This is a genomic window from Sphingobium sp. FG11 (assembly GCF_057809915.1).
The window spans coordinates 78,322-94,712 of sequence record NZ_JBMDKW010000005.1 but is presented as its reverse complement, the minus strand read 5'-3'; the positions used below and the strand labels follow the sequence as shown (position 1 = coordinate 94,712).

Here is a 16,391-nt window from a genome sequence, read left to right as displayed (position 1 = left end):
ATATCGTCCCGTCAAAAGCTGGACATGATCGCCGCGCTGGGCGCGTCGAGCGGCTTGCCAGCAGCGTTGAGCTTAAGCTCCTTCGCCCGCGTCTTGCCCTGTTCATCAATCAGGTAGGCGTGGATGGCGGCAACATCCTGGGTAGAAAGTATGTCATCCCAACGCGGCATGCCGCCCGGCAGCAGCAGCCCTTCGCGCACGATCCGCTGGAAGGACTCATGGACGCCGGGCTGCATCCGGCGCAGGTCCGGCGCGGTCGAGCGCAACTGGTTGGCATGGCAGATCGCGCAATTCTGGAAAAACAGCCCCTGCCCCTTGGCGATGCTGGCAGGCGTCACGCCCGCCGCCTGTACGGGCGGTTCGGGCGCCGCTTCCATGGGCGGCAAGGGCATAGGTTGCGGCACCGCGCCACCATCGAGCCGGAACACGAGGATGCGATTGGCATTGCCGTTGCGATACGCCGCCGCATAGCCTGGCACGTAGGACCAGCCGCCGCCGCCAAAGCCCGCCGCCACCGCGACATATTGCACGCCCTTCACACGATAGGTCATGGGCGCCGCCATGATCGAGCTGCCCGTCTGGACTTCCTTCAGCAGCTTGCCGGTATCAGCATCGCGCACCATGAACTTGCCGCCGATCCCGCCATGCAGGATCAGGCCCGATGCCGTCGACAATACGCCGCTGCGATCCTGCCACCCTTCCATCGGGGCGGTCCAGCGCGCCTTGCCGGTAAGCGGATCGATGGCGCGAAGTTCCGACGTGTAGGGCTTGTCCTTCACCCACTGCCATGCCGGCAGGGCTTCGATCTGCGCCCTGAGCGGCGCGGGCAGGGTCGGAAGGACGGTCTGCAAATTGGGTGTGAAGATGATCGTCGTTTCGACATTCATGGCGCGGGGACGGCGGGGATCGCCCGGCTTGTTCGACGGCATCGTGAACATCAGGTTGCCCATGTCGACCACATTGGCGAAATAGAGCTTCCGAGCAGGATCATAAGCGGCGGGATACCAGTTTCGGGCCCCCGCCGAGGCAGGGAAGATGATCTTTGGCCCTTTCCAATATTCCGAATGTTCAGGCGTCATATGGGGCTTGCCGGTTTTGATATCGTAGCCATTCGCCCAATTGGTCCGCACCAGCCCGTTGATGCGCAGCGGCTTTCCCGTTTCCCGGTCCAGCACGAACATATAGCCGTTCTTGGGCGTATGCAGGATGACCGGACGCCGGGTGCCGTCGATCGCCATTTCGGCCAGCACCATCGGCTGTGTGGCCGTATAATCCCAGCTGTCGCCCGGCGTCTCCTGATAATGCCATTTGACGCGGCCGGTCTTGCGATCGAGCGCGACGATGGACGACAGATAGAGGTTCGTGCCTCCTTTGGGCGACCGTCGGCTGATCGCATAGGGACCGCCATTACCCACGCCGATATAGACGGTATCGAAACGAGGATCGTAATTGATCGCGTCCCATACCGTGCCACCCCCGCCGATGTCCCAGCGACTCGCGGGATCCCAGGTCTTGAGCGCGTCATTGAGTTCCGGGTTTTCCTGTGGCCCGGTCTTGGGATCGTGAGGCACCGTAAAAAAGCGCCATGCCTGCCTGCCGTCCTTCACGCGGTAGGCAGTGACATAGCCCCGCGTGTCATATTCCGCGCCAGCATTGCCGATGATGACAAGATCGCCCGCGACATCGGGTGCCCCCGTGATCGTGTAACCGCGACCATGATCCACGATCGTATCGACCGACCAGAGCGTCTTGCCGGTCCTGGCATCGAGCGCATAGAGTTTGCCGTCGAGCGACCCCACGAACAGCTTGCCATCGGCCACGGCGACGCCGCGATTGGCCTGATCACAGCACGCCACGCGGTTGGCCTGCATGTCGACGTCCGGTTCAAACGTCCAAACGGGCTTGCCGCTGGCCGCTTCCAGCGCATAGACGCGGCCCAGATTGCCGCTGGTGTACATGATCCCGTCGATGACGACGGGCGTCGCTTCCTGCACCCGATTGGTGCCCAGATCATAGCTCCAGGCGAGGCCGAGCCGCCCTACATTACCTGCATCGATATCCGTCAGCCGCGAATAATGACTGTCATTAATATCTCCGCCAGTGAAGGGCCAATCGTCGCCCGCGCCATAATTGGACGAGGGGCCGCCCCCACTGGCGCAGGCGGACAGCAACGCCATCCCCGCCATCGCGATCCGCCGCCGCAGTCCTGCTCCCCACACGAACATCAGGCCGGCCACGATGCCTGATGGGCGATCATCACCTCGCGCAGCGACTTGGGCTTGCGCCCGGTGACACGCTCGACGGTGTCGCTCAAATGCCCGAAATACCCTTCACGGATGGACTGGCCGAATGTCACCATGTCGTCGCTCGACCAGGGGATCGGTCCCTCGGGCATGATGTCGGATGCATGACGAGGGACGCCCAGCGAGTCGAAATAGGCGAACATGGCGTCGTTATCGACCGGTTCGACAGTGATGGGCTGGCCGGTCAGTTCCGTCGCCATCGCCATCGCTTCTGGAATCGAGATCAGTTCCGGCCCGGTCAGATCATAGGCGCGATCATGATGCCCGTCCTGCGTCAGCACGCCGGCGGCCGTCGCGACGCAATCGTCACGGCTGACGAAACCAACCTTCCCGTCGCCGCAATTGTCGGGCTTGTGCCCTGCGATGAGCGCGGGGATCACCATAGCGGCCGCCACCGCTTCGGCATATTGGCTGTCGCGTAGATGCGTCCAGTGCGCACCCGATGCCTCAATGATTTCTTCCGTTGCGCGGTGGTCATACTTCACGATTGCGGGATTGCCGGGCCGGTCGGCGGAGATGAGCGAGGTGTAGACGACATGGCGCACGCCCTGCGTCACCGCCGCCTCAACGGCGTTGCGATGCTGGCCGACCCGCGATCCGACCCGCGCCGTGCTGATCAGAAGCATGCGCTCGCCGCCTCGCATCGCAGCGGGCAGAGTCGAGGGATCGTCGAAATCGGCCTGACGCACATCGGCGCCACGCTCGGCGAAATGGGCCAGCCTGGCCGGCGTGCGGGATAGCAGGATCAGGTCCTCTGGCGGACAAACATCCAGCAGAAGCTCCGCCGCTCCGCCTCCGAACGCTCCGGACGCCCCGGTTATGATGATTTTTCCCATCGCCATCCTCTGCCCGGCGCTATCAATGCCGTTGCGTTCAATAGTAACGATTGTTAGTATCCCGTCAACACGCACCAATGCGGAGAGGAAAGATAGATGCCGTCACTTCCCATCGAGGACCGGATCGCCCTGCAGGATCTGATCGCGGCCTACAGCTGGGCGCTGGACACCGGCGACGTCGAAGGGCTGGTCGCCTGCTTCACGCCGGATGCGTGCATGAGCGAGGAAGTGTTCGACGAACCGGATATCTGGAAAGGGCATGAGGGCATCCGCGGCCTCGCCGATCATTATCGCAATGCGGCCGGCTTTCCTGGTCGTCAGCATCATGTGACACAGGTGCAATATATGCCGCAGAACGATGGAAGCTGCAAAATGCGCGGCTTCGCATTTGTGACGGAATGTGAGGGCGAGCCGCCCTATCTGCTGCGCTTCGCCGGCTGGTACGACGACCACGCGGTGAAGGATATCGACGGACAATGGCGGTTTCAGCGCCGCACCGTGCGCTTATGGGACGGCGAAGTGCTGAAAAAATTTCCTGGTCGCGGAGAGTGGATCCCGCGCAAACGGCCGGAATCACTCATCATCCGCCGCTGATCTGCGCTCGGGAAATACGAAACCATATCATCGACACGGGGAACGGGAATGAGCACGGGCAAGCAGGACGGCGTGCCGCGCATCGGCACGGCACCGGAAATGACGCCGGGATCAGGAGAGGGGCCGAACCTTCTCACGGGGCTGGCGTTCGGCTTGCTGTCGGCGCTTGGGCCGTTCGCCATCGACCTTTATCTGCCCGCGATGCCGACCATGGCGAAAGCGATGGCCGCAGACAGCGGTGCGGTGCAGCGCACTTTGTCCGCCTTTTTCCTGGGACTGGCGCTTGCTCAGATTCCGCTGGGCTGGATGGGAGACCGCTTCGGCCGGCGTAGACCGCTGATCGGGGGACTTGCGCTATTCGTCGCCGCCTCGATCGGTTGCGCGCTGGCCCGCGACATTGATCAGTTGATCGCCCTGCGCTTCCTGCAAGGCATGGGAGCCTGCGCCGGCACGTCCAGCGTCCGCGCGATGATCCGCGACGAATATAGCGGCCATCATGCGGCGCGGCTGATGGCCTTCACCTTCCTGATTATCGGCATCTCGCCGGTGCTGGCGCCACTTGCGGGCAGTTATCTGCTCAGGGCCACATCGTGGCAGGGGCTGTTCGTCATCCTGGCAAGCGGCGGACTGATCGCCCTGCTCGCCGTCCTGCTGTTGCTGCGGGAGACATTGCCGCCGAGCCGCCGCGTCGCATCCCGCTCAATCCTGCAAGCGTGCAGGCATCTTTTGGCGAAGCCCGCATTCATCGCCTGGGCCTTCGTCGCGGGCATGGCGACGACCATTCCGTTCGCTTTCGTGACCGCGGCTCCGTTCCTGTTCACCCAGAGCTACCGGCTGACGCCACATCATTACAGCCTATTGCTGGCCATGAACGCCGTGGTATCGATCATCGCCACACAATTCGCACCCGGCCTAATGCGGCGGCTAGGGGTCCGGCGGCTGGTGACGCGCGTCGTGCTGATCGCGGCCCTGGCGACGGGCGGCATGGCCTTCGCGGCCACAACCAATCTGCCGCTCGCCCTGTTACAAGCCTATTCGATGCTGATCTTTGCGGCATCAGGCCTGATACTGACCCCGGCGGCCATATCCGCGCTTGATGCGTCCGATCAGGGGGCCGGGGCGGCGGCGGGATTGCTTGGAACGCTCCAGCTCGCGGTGACGGCGGGGGCGAGCGCGGCCGTGTCGTTCTTCCCGTCCTTCACCATCGTTCCGCTCATCAGCATATTGGGCTGCGGCTTTGTGCTGGTACTGGTGACGATGGCCCTGTTGCGGCCCCAAGGGCGCTGATATCGTGCCTTTTACGCATCGGACGGCTTGGTACGCTCCAGGAACAGCGATGCACCCTGCTCGTCCCGCGCCTCCAGCGTATCAATCAACTTGCGTAGCATGCTGTTGAAATTCACGATCTCCGCTGGTTTGAGGCCAGAAACGAGATATTCGGCAACGGAATCGGTCTGCGGTCGCATTGCCTCGTACAGGCGCGTGCCCTCTTCAGTCAGGCTAAGGGTCTTGCGGCGACGATTCGTCTCGTCACGGTCGACCATGATGCGGCCATGTTTTTGCAGGGCGGCGACGGCACGTGACACACTCATGGGATTGACGCCGGTCAGATCGACCAGTTCATGACTTGCTGTGTGGGGGTAACGTCCGATCAGCATCAGCAGCCGAAACTCGTTGAGACTGATATTATGTCGATGTTCCAGATACGTGGCGAAAGGCGCCATCAACTTGTTGGCGAGTTTCAGGACGCCGTGCAGCGCGTCGGTGGAACTGCTTTCGCGCCCTGCCAACGCCGATGGCGTTTCGGTGGCATCCAGGCTCTCTCGGGCGCTGTTCTTCGGCATGTCCCCGCCTAGCACGGTTGGATGCTTGTAAGTCAAGCCTCCTGCGATCTGACGATGGCGCAACCGACATGGGTGAACTTGCCATTGGCAATATGATAATGAATATATTGGTGCATTTCCTGCACCTCGCCCTCGGCGATGGGGAAGAACTGATCCAGCCCGTTCGCCTTTAGCATATCGACGCTGAGGTCGCGCAGCCCCTCCACACGGATGATCCCTTCGAGCGCAACAAGTTCGTCGCTGCTCGCAAAGCGTTCGATGACGATGCTTTCCTTCACATAGCTATGGAGAAAGCCGTAGAAACGCTTGAACGCATCGCGATCGCTCAGATCGACGCCGAAGAAGCCGATGCGAGCGCCCCGCGCATAGAAGTCGAACACGCTGTCATAGTCCCGATCGTTGAACGCCTGCGCGTAACGCTCATACTCCGCCCGTTCCATCGCCCTCTCCCCTCACCGCACTCTCGGCTTGCGTCATTTAATAACGTTCGTTACGGTTGTTGCAAGAGTTCGTCGTAAGCGGACCAAGTGAGGATGCGAGACATGAGCCGAAGCCCGCAGGAAGAGCGCAACCTGAAACTGGTCGAGGCGATGTTCGACCATGTCCTGATCCCCATGAATGGCGACGCCGCCGATGATTATATCGCACCCGATTATATTCAGCATAATCAGTGGGTCGATACGGGGCTGGAACCGCTCAAGGTATTCCTGCGCAAGGTGAAGAGCGAAAATCCCCAGGCCATTCACGACATCAAACGCATGTTTGCCGATGGCGACCATGTCATCGTCCATTATCATGTCCGTCGATGGGACGGCGACGCCGGTTTCGCCGTCATGGACATCTTCCGCATCGACGCTGACCTGATCGTCGAACATTGGGATGTCGTGCAGGATGTCGCAACAAGCAGCCCCAATCCCAACTCGCCCTTTTGAGAACAGGGAGAAGATACATGCGCTTCAAGAACAAGATCATCCTGGTCGTCGGTGGGAACAGCGGCATCGGCCTTGCCAGTGCGCAAGCCTTTGCACAGGAGGGGGGCATCGTCCATCTGACCGGCCGTGATCAGGCAACGATCGACGCCGCAATCGCCTCGATTCCGGGGGCGAGAGGATATCGCGCCGACATCGCGGACCTGAACAGTCTGGATCCCGTCATCGACGCGATCGAGACTGAACATGGCCGTATCGATGTGCTGTTTGCCAATGCGGGCGTCGGCGGCTTTGCGCCCGTGCGCGACATCACGCCAGAAGATTGGGATCATGTTCACAACGTCAATCTGCGCGGCTGCATCTTCACTATCAAGAAGGCGCTGCGCCTGATGGGATCGGGCGGCTCCATCGTCGCGACGGGGTCGATCGGCGGCCATGCCTTCGTGCCGGGTAACACCACATATGCCGCAGCCAAAGGTGGGCTTTACGCCGCCCTGAAGGTGATAGCGGGGGAATTGGTGAGCGAAGGCATCCGCGTCAATATGGTAAGCCCCGGCCCCATCGAAACGCCGCTCCTCTATCGCAATCCGGGCATATCGGGGGATGCTGTCGACAGGTTGCGCGAAACCATGATCAATGCGGTGCCGATGCGTCGCATGGGACACCCGGACGAAGTCGCGCGCGCCGTGCTGTTCTTCGCGTCGCAGGACGCCAGCTATGTGACGGCCGCCAACCTGTTCGTGGATGGCGGGACACTTGAACTGGGGTGAAACAGGACCGGGTCCGCAAAGGCTTTGGCAACGCAGGAAGTAAAGACCATGAATGGCCCATTTTCGACGCTCGACAACCCCCGGCTGGAACTGGCGATGGAGGTGCGGCTGCAATTTCCCCGCGTCCAGACGATCGCGAACAGCCCCTGGGGCGGAACGCGCAGCGCGGTTTATGTCGAAAGCGGCACTTTCGAAGGACCGCGGCTGCGGGGCAAGGCCGTCCCCGGATCAGGCGGCGACTATGCCTATTTCCGGCCGGATGATGTCGCGGTGTTCGACGCGCGCTATATGCTGGAAGAAGAGGACGGCACGCTCATCCTGCTGAACAATCGCGGCTTTCTATGGGGTCGCAAGCCCGACACGATGGCAAGGCTGCGCGACTGGGCCTTTGGCGATGGCGATCCGGTCGAGCAGCAGGACTATTATCTGCGCGGCAATCCCAGCTTCGAATGTTCCGTCGGCAAGCATGACTGGCTGACCAAGCATGTCTTCATCGGCGTCGGCGAACGTCGCGCCGATGGCAATGTCCTGCGCTACTATGCGCTGACCTGAAGGCTATCCCGATGTCCGAGCACGACGAGTCCCTGGAAGATCGCAACACGCGGATCGTCCTGGATATGTGGCAAGGCGTGATCCGTGAAGGCAGCCGCGATGCGGTGCTGCGCTATATCGCGCCGGACTATATCCAGCATAATGTGAACATGCCGTCAGGCCGCGACCATCTGCTGCGGCTGGTCGATATGATCAACGACAAACCAGCCGATTTCAAGCCGCCCCATCACAAACATTTGGTACGGACGATGGCGCAGGGCGACTCCGTGGTCGTGATCTGGGAACAGGCGCAGGACGACCCGCACCATCCGGGCCAGACCTATGCGGGTCATGCCTTCGATATGTATCGCCTGAAAGATGGCATGATCGTCGAACATTGGGACGACACCCGCAAATGGCCCAAGCCCTGGTAAGCGCCCGCAGGCGCAGCGGATTTGACGAGGATGTGATGACCCAACGGACGACCACGCTGAAGCCCGCGACGCAGCGGATGCCCGACGGGCAGACCCTGCCCGTCGTTTCCGCAGATCATGCGCAGTTGATGCACAGCGACGACCCCATCCTCGCGGCCAACAAGCGCCTGTGTTACGACATGTATCGCACGGTCTTGCAGGGCGGCCATGCCGACCGCGCGCCCGATTTCATCGGTCCGCACTATATTCAGCACAATCCCAACGTCGTGAGCGGCGTCAAAGCGTTGCAAGCCTTTATTCGGGGCTCCCGCCCGCAACGCGCCATCGCCCCCCGCATAGAATTGCCGCTGGTGTCGATCGTCGCCGAGCGGGACATGGTGAGCTTTACATTTGTGCGGACGGAGAAAGATGCGAAGGGCGATGTCTATTATACGAGCTGGTTCGATCTCTTCCGTATCGAGAATGGCAGGATCGTCGAACATTGGGACCCTGCGATAAAAAGTGCCGCGATGCTTCGGATCGACCCCAATGAAAACAGAATAGAGGGCTGAACCCTTATCACTGTCGGACACCGGATTGCGCCATTGATGTACCGGATCAGCCGCCGGACGTTCGGAACGAAGCCACGGATACGGCAAAATACCATAACGAATGATATTATTATCCATTCATCGCTTGCTTACATTCGTAACGTTCGTTATCGTTTTTTCACGACCGGACATGCGGCTTCGCAGTTTCAGAGTCGAATGAGGAGAGGTCTGCGACACGACGTTCGACCTGAAGAATGACGCGACGACAGCGATGCACTAGGATGCTGTAATCGGGTTGTGATGAGGGTCTTCGATGCAGGCACTCCCTGACTTCGTAGGGGAGGATAGTATGACAAGGAATCCGTTGATCACAATCCGGGCGGGAGTCGCAATCAGCGCCCTGGCCTGGTCGATCACCACACCGGCGCTGGCCCAGAATAATGCCAGCGCAACCACGGCCCAGGCTCAGCCCACCGATGGCATCCAGGACATCATCGTCACGGCGCAATTCCGCAACCAGAGCGTGCAGGAAGCACCGCTCGCCATTACGGCGGTCGATGCATCGCTGATGGAAGCGCGGAGCCAGACCACCGTCGAATCCGTGGCCCAGCGCGCGCCCAGCGTCACCTTTTCAGCCGGTGGCCAGGGTGGCGGCGCACAAACCGCCGCCGTCAGCATCCGGGGCATCGGCGCCACCGACTTTCAGTTTCCCAACGAGCCTGGCGTCGGCATTTATATCGACGACGTCTATTATGGCATCAGTTCGGGCGCGGCGTTCGATCTGGTCGACCTCGACCGCGTCGAGATCCTGCGCGGGCCGCAAGGCACGCTGTCCGGCAAGAACTCGATCGGCGGCTCCATCAAGCTGTTTTCGCGCAAGCCCAACGATGATGCGGACGCCTATGTCGAGGCGCTGTACGGATCCTATAACCGCGTCGGCATTCGCGGCGCAACCAACGTGACCCTGGCGCAGGACAAGCTGTACGCACGCATTTCGGGCATGGCGCGCCATGTCGATGGCTTCTTCAAACGGCTGGACTACGGCTGCGTCAACGGCGTCGCCGCGCCGGGCGGTACGTTCGCCTCGCCGGCCGACAAATGCGTGATCGGCACCGAGGGTGGGCAGAATATCTATGCCGTTCGCGGCGCGCTTCGCTGGATCGCGTCGGATAACATCGAAAACAACCTGATCACCGACTTTACGCAGGACGATTCCGAAGCGTCGCCGGGCAAGGCCATTTTTCTGGCGCCCATCGGTGGCCGCAACTATGTGACGGGACCCAAGAGCTACACCAGTTACGCTAATTACACCGGCCTTCCCGGCACCGCCAATCAATACACGAACAAGGGCCAAAGCGATCTGCGCAGCTGGGGCATTTCGAACACGCTGGATATCAGGCTATCGGACATGCTGTCCTTGAAGTCGATCACCGCCTATCGCTACGCCAAGGGCGCGAGCTCCTGGGACGCGGACAATTCGCCCGAGGATATATCGAACAACGCCGTCGCATTCCTGCACCGGCAGTTCACGCAGGAATTGCGGCTATCCGCCACCTTCGGCAAGCTACTCGACATCACCACGGGCGCTTATTATTACAAGGGCAACAGCAACCAGAGCGGCCGTATTCAGGTCGGTGTGGCGCAGCTCGACTTTTTCTATGACGATCCGTTCAAGCAGACGTCCAAATCGGCATTCCTGCATGGCGTGCTGCATCCCCTTGAAAACGTCAACATCACCGGCGGAATCCGCTACACGGACGAGAGCAAGAGCTACATTTTCCATCGCATGAGCCCCATACCGGGCGTGCCGACCGATTTTCGCGTCGCTTCGCTCGACGGGCTAGTGGGCCGTTTTTCCGGAAATCGCTGGGATTACCGGGTTGCGGTCGATTATGAGATCGTGCCCGACATTCGCTTCTATGCGCAGGTCGCTACAGGCTTCAAGGGCGGCGGCGTCAACCCGCGTCCCTATCTCGCGCAGCAGGTGGTGCCGTTCGCACAGGAAACCTCGACCAGCTACGAAGCCGGCTTCAAGACGCTTCTGTTCGATCGGAAACTCCGTCTGAACGGGGCTTACTACCATAATGATTACAAAAATTATCAGGGCCAAACCGCAAGCTGTCCGGATATCAGCCCGCCCGGTTTCCCCTTCTGTTCGGCGACCCGCAATGTGGGCGACGCGAAGATCGATGGCGTGGAATTGGAATTCGATGCGCGGCCCTTGCCGGGCCTCTCGATCGATGGTTCGGTCAGCTACACCGATTTTCGTTTCGTCAGCGCGACGGCGGGAAGCGGCATCGTGCCGGGCCTGACCAAAGCGCCATTCGTATCGAAATGGAAATATGCACTGGGTGGTCAGTATAAAATCAACCTGGGCGACCATGGTTCGCTGACGCCGCGCGTCGATTATACCTGGCAGTCGCAATTCGAAACGACGATCCCCAATAATATTCCCGACTTCCTGCTCGGCAAGGTGGAGTCGCGCGGCCTCCTCAATGCCCGCATCACTTACCGCACGCCGGACGAAGGATGGGAAGCGGCGCTGGCCGTCACCAACCTGACCGACAAATTCTACTACACGAACAAGTTTGACCGCTTCGCGCAGTCCGGCAACGCCTATGGTCAGCCCGGTCGTCCCCGCGAGTTCGTGGTCAGCCTGAAGCGGAAGTTCTGACCGCGCCTCTGTTTTTAAATTATAACGCTGATGAAATGGCGCTCCACCCGGACCGGGTAGGGCGCCATATTTTTGGCGGCAAGACACATCGTTGGCCCAGAAAAACGTTGCAACATCCCGCGTCCAGGGCCGACCAGCGTCACATGTGAATGTGATTCTGCAACATTGGAGTCCGGCGCCGGGACGATCGCTATCGGGTTTTTCTGTCGACGCCAGTCTCTGTCAGTTACACAAACTGAACGAACTCGACTTCATGCCCTTCGGGATCGTAGACCAGAGCCACGCGGGTTCCGGGAATATCGAAGGGCGCGCGCTTCAACGAAGCGCCCGCCGCAATCGCTTTTTCGACCGCTACATCGATATCCTGCGTGACGAAACCGGTCACGCAGCCCGTTGGGCGTACATCGACGGGACGGTCTTTCCTCCAACAGAGCAAGCCGAGCAGAAAGTCTTGATCCTGCTGCCGCACCAACACCTCTTCAAAATCGGTGTCATTGATGCGGGCATGGACTGTCATGTCGAAGGCCGCCGCGTAGAAGGCGATCATGGCGTCAAGATCAGCCACCAATAACTTGAAAAAGCTCAACCGGGCCACGGTCATCCGCGCGCCAACACCCAACTGAAAGCCGGCTCGGCCGCCGCCGGATGGTATCGTGTTTCGCAACGCTCGATCCCGCCCATCGCCAATTCCGCAAAAGCCTCCGGCCAGCGCCCGCCAGCCAGCCGAGCCAAAGTCGCGATTGACGCGCTTTCGGGCGAGCAGGACGGAAGGATGTCGCCCGCTACGCGATGCTGGATCAGCGATAGCCGGCGATAGCCTGCCTGCGCCGCGACATCTGTCACAAGCCATTCGTCGCCATGGCGGGACACGCCGAAAATAGTCGTAGGGTCATTTGCCAGCAGTGCCTGCACCTGCCTGACCCGGTCGCCCTCCAACCGGCTGGCTTCGCCGCCCAGCGCCTGTGCATGGGAGGCGAAGCGCGCCCCGGCTGCCAGATCGGCATCATATAGCAATAGGGCATTGCCGGGCCGTGCGATCGCGGTCGACCGAAAGGTAGCACCAACGGCGGTGACGACCATCGCGCCTGAAACGAAGCTTCGCCGTGAGACAGGCGTCATTTGCTTCCTCCTTTCTTCGCAGAGAGATAGTTGGCGATCAGCTCCAGATCGGCATCGCTCACTTCGCCGCGAGGAATGGCAGGCATGTTGCCAATGCCCATGCGCGCTGCCTGGATCACGAAATCCGGCGTCAGGTCGGTGCGCTTTTCCAGCAACGGCTGTTCGGTGCGTCGCGCCAACAGGCCAGTCCCCATACCGCCCGGCCCATGACACATCGCACACTTACCCAGAAACAACCGCTCGCCCGGTGCCGCACCGGGGCGCGACGACAATGTTTCAGGTGCCGGTAGCGGTGGCGGGCCTTTGGGCTGATCGACCGCGTCTTTGCGATCTTCCGACGCGCCCCCGCACGCAGCCACTGCGAGCACAAGCAAAAGCCATTTATGCCGCATCATGCTCGCTCTCCCGCCATGGAGGAAGGCCAGATCCCGCTCTTGCCCGGCGCGATGACACCCTGGGGATCCAGCGCATCCTTCACTTTGCGGTTCAGTTTTGCCAGAGCGCCCCCATTGAAGTCATAGGTTCCAGCAACCGCGTCCATATAGTCCAGATGGGTGCGATATTCGCCATAGCCCTGCGCCTTGGCGTCCGAGATCAGACGTTTCAAAAACGGATCGACCCGCTTCATCATGTTTGCGTCATCCTTGTTCAGCAGGACCGCGTTCACGTTGATGAGGTGCCGTTCGCCGAACGCGAAGCTCGCCTGATAATCCATGCCGAACTCCTTGTAACAGGCGTAGGTTCGCTGAAATTGCTCCATCGCCGCCTTCCCCGATTGCGGGAGAATGGGCGAGAAGCCGATATGCCCGCCCCGCCCGCCATGCCAGTTCGCGTTCTGCATCGGCATGGTCAGCGGCGTGCCGGTCCACCCGGTCGACTCCAGCGGCTCACCCGTCTTCCAGCTTGTGGGTCGCAGGCTCATCGGTTTCAGCTTCGTCAATTCCTGCTCCAGCACGGCGTAGGCGGCCTTGTTCACCCCTTCTCGACCATAGAGCCGTAAGCTGACGCCCCACCAGCCAACGTGAAACTTCTTGCGGATCGCCGCGATGACGTCGTCGGACAAAGCGCCCGGCTTGTCGGTCCACTGATCGCGCGTCGTTACGACGGCCGCCGCGCGCAGCCAATTGCCGATGGTCGGCGATTGCTGGAGCAGCCCTTCCCGCCGCAACGGGGCGATCGCGTCGATCAGCGGCCCAAGATCTTCGGGGCGGTCAAATTCCAGATCCATGCCCATCAGCGACTCAGGGGCTGGCATCAGCCACAGGCCCATCTTAGTCACGATCCCGAAATTGGACTGCACGAACATCTGGTCCCAGGACGGGCCAAAGCCGAACTTGTAGAGTTGCCATGTCGGTGCGCCGTCGAGCGCCCCCATCCCTGTACGCACGACCAGACCATCGGCCATCACTGCCTCTATGCCGCAGATCTTCGTCGTATGCTCGCCATACGGGGTATAGCCCACCCCCCGGTCGAGGGCGTTTCCGATGACGGACCCCCAACTGTTGCCGGGAACCGACAACCAGTGCTTCATTCCCTTGGATTTCAGGAAATCGTAAAGATCGTAGAAGCCGACGCCCGGTTCCAGCAACACGGTCCCATTCGCTTCATCATATTCGATCTTTTTCATTCGGCTCAGGTCGAGGATGATCGACCCCGCCATAAGGGGAGCAGATCCCCCATAGCCCAGATTCTTGCCCCGGCTTATCGGCCAGAGCGGCAGCCTGCGCTCGCTCGCCACGCGCACGATCGCCTTGATCTGCTCCACGGTCGTTGGCGCGACGGCCCCCGCCGGATGATGGCGTGCGTCATCGATAGCAAACTTGTCCTGATAGGACAGTTGATCCGGTTCATCGAAAAAGACGTTATCCGCGCCAACGATCGCGGCGAAAGCCTGTTTTGCCGCAGCGACGGCAGCCGGGTCGATGGTGGAGCGCATATTCGAGAAGCCTTTCGAAGAAGATTCAGGCCGGGGCGGTCCAACGCGTGCGCGCGGGAGGCCTGGCGCCAGCGTCCAGGCGCAGCACTTCGGCATTGATATAGGGCGATCCGATCAGGAACGATGCGGCGTCGGCGAACTCCTCCGCGCGACCGGCGCGCCTGGGAAACTCGGCGCCCTGGACCAGTTCCTCTACCAGGTCGGACGGCATGTGCGCCGTCAGCGGCGTTTCGAAGAACCCTGGCGCGACGGCCACACACCGGATGGCGTGGCGCGACAGATCACGCGCCCAGATCAAGGTGAGCGCCGCCAATGCCGCTTTCGACGCGCCATAGGCTCCCATCCCCTCCTGTCCTTCGAAAGACGCGATCGAGCAGGCGTTGACAATGACGCCGCGCTCCCCGTCCGGCCCCTCGGGATCATTGCCGATCATGCGATGCGCGACTACGCTGGTCACATGGACCGCGCCAATCAGGTTTACGTCGATCACCTTGCGAAAGGCCGCGACATCCCCCGGCGCATCGGTCGTCGCAATCTGCCCGATGCCGCCGATCCCCGCGCAATTGACCAGGATAGATATGGGGCCATCGATCGCAGCGACGGCGGCGGCGACCGCCTGCGGATCGGCAATGTCGCAACACAGAAAGTCGTCATCGGCGGAGGCGGGCGCGTGCAAATCCAGTATGATCGTGCGGGCACCCATATCGCGCAAGCGCTGGACCATCGCCTCACCCAGTCCCGACGCGCCGCCGGTTACGACCGCAATTTTACCTCTCGGATCCATCTCGCCTCGCTTCGCCGATCATCGTCGATCTTATCATAACGATCGTTATCATCGGCGAAGCGCGGTAACATGTCAAGCGTTGGGCTGTAACGTGCGGTGAAGTCGCGGGTTATGAGCCGGCGCATGCGAGGTCGCGGCAGCACATGGAGTCATCAGTGTTCGCAGCGGCAAGCCAGCCTGCTGTAACGCACCCCAATAACGTTGTGTATGCAACTGATTGACGCTAGGCATGGCTAATAAAGGACATGGGAGAAGGGCAAATGGAGTATATCGCGGCGCAGCAGGGTTTCGCGGTCGTCACGGGGGGCGCATCGGGCATCGGCAAGGCACTGGCGAAAGGCTTGCGCAACGCCGGGATGACAGTGATGATCGCCGATGTCGATGCCGCGCGGCTGGAAGCTGCCGGCAACGAACTGGGCCTGCCCACCAGGATCGTCGACGTCAGCAGCCGGGAATCGATAAGTGCTCTGCGCCAGCATGCGGTGGAAACCTTCGGCACCGTTCACCTGTTGTGCAACAATGCGGGCGTCGGCAAATATGCCCCATTCCTGGATCTGACCGATGCGGATCGGCGCTGGATCATGGACATCAATTTCTGGGGCACAATCCACGGCATCGATGAGTTCCTGCCTATCCTCCAGTCAAACGGCGATGGTGGACACATCATCAACACGCTGTCGATGATGGGATTTTCCGGCCAGGTCGGCGCAAGCGCCTATGCTGCATCGAAATTCGCCGCACTCGGCGCCACGGAGGCTTTGCAGGCGGAACTTGTCGCGAACGGCAGCAAGGTCGGGTGCATCGCCTTCTGTCCCGGCCCGGTCGATACAGATATCGGCGATAGCGAAGCACGCCACGCCGCTCGATTAGGCACGGAGCCGCCGCCCGTCGCACCGCCGCCATCGGGTGACGTGGTGGCACGTCTGGCCTATCCGCGCATGCCGGCGGAAGAGGCCGCCGCAATAGCAATCGACGCCTATCGCGAAGGACGCTTCTGGGCGATCACGCACCCGGAACTGATGGTGGACTATCAACGACGGCATGACGCGATCATCGCGTCCCTCGCGCAGGCCGGCCAATGACTGTCCGGTCGATGGCTGTCCGGCG

The 16,391-nt window shown here is 61.1% G+C and carries 18 protein-coding genes; 9 read left to right on the top strand and 9 right to left on the bottom strand.

All coding sequences use genetic code 11. From position 1 onward, the window contains the following. Positions 1-11 precede the first annotated feature (11 nt). Both ACODSN_RS06065 and ACODSN_RS06060 read right to left on the bottom strand, forming a co-directional pair. Positions 12-2,237, bottom strand: a complete 2,226-nt coding sequence (locus ACODSN_RS06065; protein WP_489053927.1) for a PQQ-dependent dehydrogenase, methanol/ethanol family — start codon at positions 2,235-2,237, stop codon at positions 12-14. Continuing rightward, positions 2,225-3,139: an NAD(P)H-binding protein gene (locus ACODSN_RS06060; RefSeq protein WP_489053926.1), complete on the bottom strand. Its 915-nt coding sequence runs from the start codon at positions 3,137-3,139 to the stop codon at positions 2,225-2,227. Before ACODSN_RS06060 ends, ACODSN_RS06065 begins: the two co-directional genes overlap by 13 nt. A gap of 96 nt (positions 3,140-3,235) precedes the next feature. Here ACODSN_RS06060 and ACODSN_RS06055 point away from each other — a divergent pair, with 96 nt between their 5' ends. Both ACODSN_RS06055 and ACODSN_RS06050 read left to right on the top strand, forming a co-directional pair. Continuing rightward, the gene (locus ACODSN_RS06055; RefSeq protein WP_489053924.1) at positions 3,236-3,733 is read left to right on the top strand and encodes a nuclear transport factor 2 family protein; all 498 of its coding nucleotides are present in this window, start codon (positions 3,236-3,238) and stop codon (positions 3,731-3,733) included. A gap of 48 nt (positions 3,734-3,781) precedes the next feature. Continuing rightward, a complete protein-coding gene (locus ACODSN_RS06050; protein WP_489053923.1) occupies positions 3,782-5,020 on the top strand; it encodes a multidrug effflux MFS transporter in 1,239 nt (412 codons plus the stop codon). Between the two features lie 11 nt (positions 5,021-5,031). Here ACODSN_RS06050 and ACODSN_RS06045 read toward each other — a convergent pair whose 3' ends face one another. Together ACODSN_RS06045 and ACODSN_RS06040 are read right to left on the bottom strand one after the other, a co-directional pair. After that, positions 5,032-5,577 (bottom strand): MarR family winged helix-turn-helix transcriptional regulator, encoded by a 546-nt coding sequence (locus ACODSN_RS06045; RefSeq protein ID WP_489053921.1) that lies wholly within the window; start codon positions 5,575-5,577, stop codon positions 5,032-5,034. Positions 5,578-5,609: 32 nt separating this feature from the next. Then, positions 5,610-6,017, bottom strand: a complete 408-nt coding sequence (locus ACODSN_RS06040) for a nuclear transport factor 2 family protein (protein WP_489053920.1) — start codon at positions 6,015-6,017, stop codon at positions 5,610-5,612. 102 nt (positions 6,018-6,119) lie between these two features. On the opposite strand from ACODSN_RS06040, the gene ACODSN_RS06035 reads away from it, so the two are divergent. From ACODSN_RS06035 to ACODSN_RS06010, 6 genes are all read left to right on the top strand, one after another. Next, positions 6,120-6,509: a nuclear transport factor 2 family protein gene (locus ACODSN_RS06035; protein WP_489053918.1), complete on the top strand. Its 390-nt coding sequence runs from the start codon at positions 6,120-6,122 to the stop codon at positions 6,507-6,509. 17 nt (positions 6,510-6,526) lie between these two features. Further along, positions 6,527-7,276 carry an SDR family NAD(P)-dependent oxidoreductase gene (locus ACODSN_RS06030; RefSeq protein ID WP_489053917.1) on the top strand — a complete coding sequence of 250 codons (750 nt, stop codon included), beginning with the start codon at positions 6,527-6,529 and terminating at the stop codon, positions 7,274-7,276. 48 nt (positions 7,277-7,324) lie between these two features. After that, the gene (locus ACODSN_RS06025; protein ID WP_489053915.1) at positions 7,325-7,828 is read left to right on the top strand and encodes a DUF3237 domain-containing protein; all 504 of its coding nucleotides are present in this window, start codon (positions 7,325-7,327) and stop codon (positions 7,826-7,828) included. An 11-nt stretch (positions 7,829-7,839) separates the two neighbouring features. Continuing rightward, a complete protein-coding gene (locus tag ACODSN_RS06020; protein WP_489053914.1) occupies positions 7,840-8,241 on the top strand; it encodes a nuclear transport factor 2 family protein in 402 nt (133 codons plus the stop codon). Positions 8,242-8,276: 35 nt separating this feature from the next. Beyond that, positions 8,277-8,792, top strand: a complete 516-nt coding sequence (locus tag ACODSN_RS06015; protein ID WP_489053913.1) for a nuclear transport factor 2 family protein — start codon at positions 8,277-8,279, stop codon at positions 8,790-8,792. 343 nt (positions 8,793-9,135) lie between these two features. Continuing rightward, on the top strand, positions 9,136-11,445 hold the full coding sequence (locus ACODSN_RS06010; protein WP_489053912.1) for a TonB-dependent receptor: 2,310 nt from the start codon (positions 9,136-9,138) through the stop codon (positions 11,443-11,445). Positions 11,446-11,671: 226 nt separating this feature from the next. On the opposite strand, the gene ACODSN_RS06005 is transcribed toward ACODSN_RS06010, so the two are convergent. The 5 genes from ACODSN_RS06005 to ACODSN_RS05985 are packed head-to-tail and all read right to left on the bottom strand — an operon-like array spanning position 11,672 to position 15,284. Next, positions 11,672-12,046 (bottom strand): VOC family protein, encoded by a 375-nt coding sequence (locus ACODSN_RS06005; protein WP_489053910.1) that lies wholly within the window; start codon positions 12,044-12,046, stop codon positions 11,672-11,674. Next, positions 12,043-12,564, bottom strand: coding sequence for a hypothetical protein (locus tag ACODSN_RS06000; RefSeq protein WP_489053909.1), 522 nt, complete (start codon positions 12,562-12,564; stop codon positions 12,043-12,045). Before ACODSN_RS06000 ends, ACODSN_RS06005 begins: the two co-directional genes overlap by 4 nt. After that, positions 12,561-12,956 (bottom strand): c-type cytochrome, encoded by a 396-nt coding sequence (locus ACODSN_RS05995; protein WP_489054132.1) that lies wholly within the window; start codon positions 12,954-12,956, stop codon positions 12,561-12,563. The genes ACODSN_RS06000 and ACODSN_RS05995 overlap by 4 nt, the downstream gene beginning before the upstream one ends. Further along, positions 12,956-14,500, bottom strand: coding sequence for an FAD-binding oxidoreductase (locus tag ACODSN_RS05990; protein ID WP_489053908.1), 1,545 nt, complete (start codon positions 14,498-14,500; stop codon positions 12,956-12,958). Before ACODSN_RS05990 ends, ACODSN_RS05995 begins: the two co-directional genes overlap by 1 nt. Positions 14,501-14,525: 25 nt before the next feature. Beyond that, entirely contained in the window at positions 14,526-15,284 is a 759-nt protein-coding gene (locus ACODSN_RS05985; RefSeq protein WP_489053906.1) for an SDR family NAD(P)-dependent oxidoreductase, read from the bottom strand. 260 nt (positions 15,285-15,544) lie between these two features. On the opposite strand from ACODSN_RS05985, the gene ACODSN_RS05980 reads away from it, so the two are divergent. Continuing rightward, positions 15,545-16,366 (top strand): SDR family oxidoreductase, encoded by an 822-nt coding sequence (locus ACODSN_RS05980; RefSeq protein WP_489053905.1) that lies wholly within the window; start codon positions 15,545-15,547, stop codon positions 16,364-16,366. Positions 16,367-16,391 lie beyond the last annotated feature (25 nt).

Bases quoted from the DNA above. Each gene is read 5' to 3' on its own strand.
- ACODSN_RS06035 (WP_489053918.1), top strand. From the start codon at position 6,120: ATGAGCCGAAGCCCGCAGGAAGAGCGCAACCTGAAACTGGTCGAGGCG.
- ACODSN_RS06045 (WP_489053921.1), bottom strand. From the start codon at position 5,577: ATGCCGAAGAACAGCGCCCGAGAGAGCCTGGATGCCACCGAAACGCCA.
- ACODSN_RS06060 (WP_489053926.1), bottom strand. From the start codon at position 3,139: ATGGGAAAAATCATCATAACCGGGGCGTCCGGAGCGTTCGGAGGCGGA.
- ACODSN_RS06020 (WP_489053914.1), top strand. From the start codon at position 7,840: ATGTCCGAGCACGACGAGTCCCTGGAAGATCGCAACACGCGGATCGTC.
- ACODSN_RS06015 (WP_489053913.1), top strand. From the start codon at position 8,277: ATGACCCAACGGACGACCACGCTGAAGCCCGCGACGCAGCGGATGCCC.
- ACODSN_RS06050 (WP_489053923.1), top strand. From the start codon at position 3,782: ATGAGCACGGGCAAGCAGGACGGCGTGCCGCGCATCGGCACGGCACCG.
- ACODSN_RS06005 (WP_489053910.1), bottom strand. From the start codon at position 12,046: ATGACCGTGGCCCGGTTGAGCTTTTTCAAGTTATTGGTGGCTGATCTT.
- ACODSN_RS06055 (WP_489053924.1), top strand. From the start codon at position 3,236: ATGCCGTCACTTCCCATCGAGGACCGGATCGCCCTGCAGGATCTGATC.
- ACODSN_RS05980 (WP_489053905.1), top strand. From the start codon at position 15,545: ATGGAGTATATCGCGGCGCAGCAGGGTTTCGCGGTCGTCACGGGGGGC.
- ACODSN_RS06025 (WP_489053915.1), top strand. From the start codon at position 7,325: ATGAATGGCCCATTTTCGACGCTCGACAACCCCCGGCTGGAACTGGCG.
- ACODSN_RS05990 (WP_489053908.1), bottom strand. From the start codon at position 14,500: ATGCGCTCCACCATCGACCCGGCTGCCGTCGCTGCGGCAAAACAGGCT.
- ACODSN_RS05995 (WP_489054132.1), bottom strand. From the start codon at position 12,956: ATGCGGCATAAATGGCTTTTGCTTGTGCTCGCAGTGGCTGCGTGCGGG.
- ACODSN_RS06030 (WP_489053917.1), top strand. From the start codon at position 6,527: ATGCGCTTCAAGAACAAGATCATCCTGGTCGTCGGTGGGAACAGCGGC.
- ACODSN_RS06040 (WP_489053920.1), bottom strand. From the start codon at position 6,017: ATGGAACGGGCGGAGTATGAGCGTTACGCGCAGGCGTTCAACGATCGG.
- ACODSN_RS06000 (WP_489053909.1), bottom strand. From the start codon at position 12,564: ATGACGCCTGTCTCACGGCGAAGCTTCGTTTCAGGCGCGATGGTCGTC.
- ACODSN_RS05985 (WP_489053906.1), bottom strand. From the start codon at position 15,284: ATGGATCCGAGAGGTAAAATTGCGGTCGTAACCGGCGGCGCGTCGGGA.